At 57.2% G+C, this 4,843-nt stretch carries 7 protein-coding genes; 4 read left to right on the forward strand and 3 right to left on the reverse strand.

All coding sequences use genetic code 11. The features are described 5' to 3' along the window. Nucleotides 1–842: 842 nt before the first annotated feature. Entirely contained in the window at nt 843–1,538 is a 696-nt protein-coding gene (locus CYD26_RS24490) for a RepB family plasmid replication initiator protein (protein ID WP_102053889.1), read from the forward strand. Between the two features lie 8 nt (nt 1,539–1,546). Further along, nucleotides 1,547–1,705 carry a hypothetical protein gene (locus CYD26_RS25150; protein ID WP_158240144.1) on the forward strand — a complete coding sequence of 53 codons (159 nt, stop codon included), beginning with the start codon at nt 1,547–1,549 and terminating at the stop codon, nt 1,703–1,705. Nucleotides 1,706–2,002: 297 nt separating this feature from the next. On the opposite strand, the gene CYD26_RS25080 is transcribed toward CYD26_RS25150, so the two are convergent. Next, a complete protein-coding gene (locus tag CYD26_RS25080; RefSeq protein WP_145991828.1) occupies nt 2,003–2,335 on the reverse strand; it encodes a hypothetical protein in 333 nt (110 codons plus the stop codon). Between CYD26_RS25080 and CYD26_RS24500 the strand changes: the two genes are divergently transcribed. Both CYD26_RS24500 and CYD26_RS24505 read left to right on the forward strand, forming a co-directional pair. Next, complete coding sequence (locus CYD26_RS24500) at nt 2,335–2,571, forward strand: hypothetical protein (RefSeq protein ID WP_102053891.1); 237 nt, start codon at nt 2,335–2,337, stop codon at nt 2,569–2,571. The two genes, CYD26_RS25080 and CYD26_RS24500, sit on opposite strands and share 1 nt — an antisense overlap. A 403-nt stretch (nt 2,572–2,974) precedes the next feature. Continuing rightward, nucleotides 2,975–3,805: a replication initiation protein gene (locus tag CYD26_RS24505; RefSeq protein WP_218197070.1), complete on the forward strand. Its 831-nt coding sequence runs from the start codon at nt 2,975–2,977 to the stop codon at nt 3,803–3,805. Between the two features lie 291 nt (nt 3,806–4,096). Here CYD26_RS24505 and CYD26_RS24510 read toward each other — a convergent pair whose 3' ends face one another. Next, on the reverse strand, nt 4,097–4,366 hold the full coding sequence (locus CYD26_RS24510) for a type II toxin-antitoxin system RelE/ParE family toxin (protein ID WP_102053892.1): 270 nt from the start codon (nt 4,364–4,366) through the stop codon (nt 4,097–4,099). Then, entirely contained in the window at nt 4,350–4,574 is a 225-nt protein-coding gene (locus CYD26_RS24515; protein ID WP_095022859.1) for a DUF6290 family protein, read from the reverse strand. Before CYD26_RS24515 ends, CYD26_RS24510 begins: the two co-directional genes overlap by 17 nt. Nucleotides 4,575–4,843: the final 269 nt, after the last annotated feature.

Here is a 4,843-nt window from a genome sequence, read left to right on the forward strand (position 1 = left end):
AGCGTGTGTTGTGACGTGTGTGTGTTGAGTGGCGTGGTCGGGCTTGGCAGCCCGACCTTGTTTGGAGATGGATACGAGTGGTTCTGTAGGGAACCGGTGGGACCTCATGACTAACGAGCGGATCGCTCAAAACGCGGAACTTCGCGAAACATGGCTTAGACGCCAGGGGCGGATTCGGCCTAAAAATGGCTGAGGCGCAACTAAAAACCAACAGCGGTGGGATCGGGGCCGAACGCATCAAGGTGCGAAAAGTTTCCTGACAGTCCCATGCACTCAAACCAGTAAAGCTGCAATCGTGCAGAGCGGAGAGTGTCAAACACATCGTTTGAGCACTCATTTTTAACCATACAAACCCCTCCGGCATGACCGAGAGGGGTTTTTTTATAACCGCCACCACAGAGGGCTCGCCACCCTAGCCCGGATAACCAGCAAGCGAAGCGCGCAGGCCGCAGGCAGCGCCGTGAAGGAGCGAAGCAGCCGCACGCCGGACTTGAGTCGTACGCCGCTGCTGGGCGGCGCACAGCGACTGGAAGGGCGCGCTTTTCGATGCATCAGGTACAGATTCCCGGCTCTGCTTTTGCCCTGCGGGGCTTTTAAATCTTGTTTTTCTTGTTTTTCCTTGTTTTCGGCATGCCTAACTGATTGATTTTATTAGTAAAAATGCTGCCTATCAGGGACAGATTCTGAGTTAAAGGGGGACAGATTCTGAGTTAAAGGGGGACAGATTCTGAGTTAAAGGGGGACAGATTCTGAGTGTCGTCCACAGGACAAGGACAGGGACTTGACAGCGCCCTGTCCCTGAATACCTAATCAGGGACAGATTCAATGTCGGGGATGGGCCTGTGGAGCTAGTCGATAACAAGGTTACTCAGTCAAATAGACTGATTGAGGCGTCGCATACGCTGACACTCAACGAAAAGCGCTTGGTGCTGTGCGCTGCATCGCTGATTGATCCACGCAAACCACTGCCAAAAGATGGGTATTTCACCATCCGGGCTGACTCCTTTGCGGAAGTTTTCGGGCTGGGCATGAATAACGCATACATGGCCCTGGAAGACGCTGCCAACCGCCTCTTCGAGCGCGACATTCGCCGCTACTCGAAGGGCAAAATCGTGGAGCGCATGCGCTGGGTCTTCCACGTGAAATACAAGGAGGGGCAGGGCTGCGTAGAGCTTGGCTTTTCGCCCACGGTACTGCCGCACCTGACGATGCTGAACAAGGAATTCACCAGCTACCAGCTCAAGCAGATTGGCAACCTATCGAGCTTCTACGCCGTGCGTCTGTACGAGCTGATGAGCCAGTTCCTCAAGCTCGGCCAGCGCGAGTGCACCCTCGATCAGCTGCGCCAGATGTTCGACCTGGGCGACAAGTACCAGGACGTGAAGGACATGCGGAAGCGGGTGCTCGATCCAGCCATCAAGGAGGTGAACGCCGGTACCGACCTGACGGTGACGGCAGAGCCGCGCCGGCAGGGCCGCAAGATCATTGGCTTCAGCTTCACCATCAAGAAAGATGACCAGCTCGCCCTGGAGCTGTAGGAGGCCGCATGCAACTGAGCACCGATGCGCTGCTCGATGCCCTGGATGACCTGAACGTCAGTCGGCTGAGTGACGATCAGCTGGCCCGCCTCGCGCAGATCGTCGATGCCCTGGCTGTCGAGGTCGATCAAGAATACGTGCGCCGTGACGATCCGGCAGACGATTGAGCAAAACGGTAGCAAAACAGGCTCAGCGGCCTGAGCAAAACAGGCTCAAAAGTGGCGCAAAACGGTAGCAGAGTGCGCAAAACAGCAGCAAAACAGGCTCATGGATGAGCAAAACGGTAGCAGCCAAGGGGGGCGGAAAATAGGCTAACACTGCTGCACTCGGGTTCCCGAGTGCTAGAAGCTGAAAGCCCCGCGCTGCGGGGCTTTGGGCCGTTCCGGCCCTTGTGCACAGTGGTGCACCGCTAACGTCATTTCACCTGCAAGGGGGTCTGATTCGGCGTGCAAGGGGGGGGTGATTCAGCGTGGCCCGCTGAACCTCGGCCCACTCCGGCGCGGCCCATCCTCGCCGGGTGCCGGCCTGTCGCGCAGACGCTCGGCGGCGCGGCGCTCCAGCTCCTGCCGGGCCTCTGCCTGCCGCTGCTGCTCGATCTGCTCCCAGCCGTCCATGCGCCCCAGGTGCTGGTCGGCGCGATGCTGCTCGACCAGATCAAGCGCCAAGGTGGTCAGGGGGGCGAGACGTTGCTCGCCCGGATGGGGGAGTTCCTGGCTCGACCAAACGAGCGCGGCGCTGTCCTGGGCGATGACGGCAAAGGGTCGGCGGCGTTCCGCCGCCTGACGTTGGGGGAGCAATGAACGACAAACACGCCCTTATGGCCCTCATCCGGTCACTGAACGAGGCTGTATGCGAGCTGCCGGAAATTCTGGAGTCAGACGAGGACGACGGCGCTCTGGCCTTCCTGGAGGCCTGCCAGGACATCCAGGAGCAGGCTGGCCGGTTGATACACGCCGCGCTGCTGCCCACGCTCAAATCGCCAGACCTGGGGTGCCCCTACTCAAACCCAGAGCACCCGAACTTCGGGTATTGACCCCCACACCCTGATCACCAGGCAAGCGAAGCGCGCAGGAGCGCAGCTCAGCGCCGTGAAGGAGCGAAGCGCCCGTTCGCTACCTTGGGGGTCTTACACAGCCTTAGACGGGCGCACAGCGACTGGAACGGTGCCTATCTTTGATCAAACCAGGCCGCAATGATTTGTGCATGCTCAAGTTCTGCGATCCCTCTCCCGAAGGCATGAACGCTGATTTTCGCCTTTTTACTTTTTACTTTTCTCCTTTTAGGACGGCTGGAGGCCACGGTTTACGTGGCCTCCAGCCTCTATATGTGTAGACATTCCCTGTCATGTGTGGAGGGATTCCCTGCTATGTGTGGAGGGATTCCCTGTATATGTGTATTGCGTTATGCTCTACACACAAAATGGACAGGGGCGGCCCATGCAATCAGCAGCAATGGTTTACAAAAGCAATTCACTGGTCGAGGCAGCCTACCGGCTGACCGTCCAAGAACAGCGCATTGTTCTGGCTTGCATAGGGCAGGTGCGCCGGAATGAAACTGTCACCGATGAGGTGCTCTACAGCATCACAGCCGCCGATCTGGCGGGCCTTTCAGGCATGGCGGTGGGTGATAGCTACAAGGAATTGAAAGACGCCGCTCTGCGACTCAAGCGCCGCGAGGTGCGGTTGACAAAGGAGCCTAACGGCGAGGGCAAAAAGCCCAAGGTGATGATTACAGGCTGGGTGCAGACTATTTTCTACATCGAAGGCGAAGGCCGGGTAGAACTGCGGTTCACCAAGGACATTCTCCCCTATCTGACAGGCCTCCAGCGCGAGTTCACGCGCTACGCGCTGTCTGATGTAGCCAAGATGACCAGTGCCTATGGCATCCGCCTGTATGAAGTCCTGGTGCAATGGCCAGAAGGTCACCGCGTGGTTGAGGTGACCGATCTACGCCGCTGGCTCCAGCTTGAGGATCGCTACCCGCTGATGGCTGACCTGCGCCGCTGGGTGATTGAGCCAGCCATCGAGCAGATCAATGAACACAGTCCGCTCATGGTTAGTTGGAGCCAACGCAAGACCGGACGGCGCGTCACACACTTAGTGTTCGACTACGCGCCTAAGAAGCCCGTCAAGGCGGTCAGCAAGGCCCCGACGAAGCGCAAGGCTGGAAAAATCTCAGATGCCGAAATTGCCAAACAGGCTCGACCTGGGGAGAGCTGGGAGGCCGCCCGTGCCCGTTTGACTCAGATCTCACTGGCTCTGGCCTAAGGTCCAACTTTTTGGTGGCGCACACGCAGGTCATGGGAGGACGGGCCACTAGACGCTGCTTTTAGGGCTAATCCTCGATCTACATAGAATCCTAATTTTCCGTCCTTGTAAGCACGCTTCGTCTCAATCCAAGTTAAAGAATTGGCACCGGAGTGCTCGCCCAAATAGTCCCGTTTTTCGTTATCAAGCATGGCTATATTCCAATTATTTTTCGTAACAGTAGGGCACCCTACAGGGCGAATCTCCTAAGTGCTTTGGACGAGTGAGCCACAGTACAAAAGGCCATTGGGACTAGCGATACACCTCTCGCCGGTTCCCAATCTTGACCACCAGGATGCGTAAGGCGCCGTCCTCGATGCTGCTGATAATGCGGTAATCACCCACCCGATACTTCCAAAAATCCCCTAAGCGTGAGCCTTTTAAGGCCTCTCCAATGCTACGGGGATCATCCAGATTTGATACCCGCTCATGCAAAAACATGAGGATACGCTTGGCGATTTGCGGGGTGAGTTTGTCCAGCTCGCGCTCTGCGGCGCGGTCAAATTCAATCCGCCAAGCCATAGCGCTTCATCACATCCTCAAGGGGGACCGACTCCGAGCGACCAGCCCGGTTATCCAGCAGGCGCTGTTCCGCCAAGTACAAGTCTTCCAAGTCGTCCAGATGCGCCACAATGGCTTCACGGGCATAAAATGTTTTGGTTCTGCCAGTGGCTTTGGCGAGGTTTTCCAGGCGGTCTTCCAGTTCCGAAGGCAGTCGAATAGCAAGCATGGCAAACTCCACAATTAGTTTCGCTATACAAGTATAGCAATATTGCGCGAGGCCAGCCCCTACATCACGGAAAAGTGATGAAATGTGCCATCGTTAGTGGGAAGCCTATTTCACAGCCTGAAGCCCCCGTAAACACTGGGCTGGAAAATGCCCAAATGTGCCATCGTCAGTGAATCGCCGCGTTTCCCGGGGAGAAGCGCAGATCAGCATCAGGGAACGCCCGTAAGCTTCGAACTCAGCCTCGCTTCACAGGGGCAGGGCGGACGATG

The sequence above is a fragment of the Pseudomonas sp. FFUP_PS_473 genome, from assembly GCF_002858665.1.
GTDB classification, from domain to species: Bacteria; Pseudomonadota; Gammaproteobacteria; order Pseudomonadales; family Pseudomonadaceae; genus Aquipseudomonas; species Aquipseudomonas defluvii.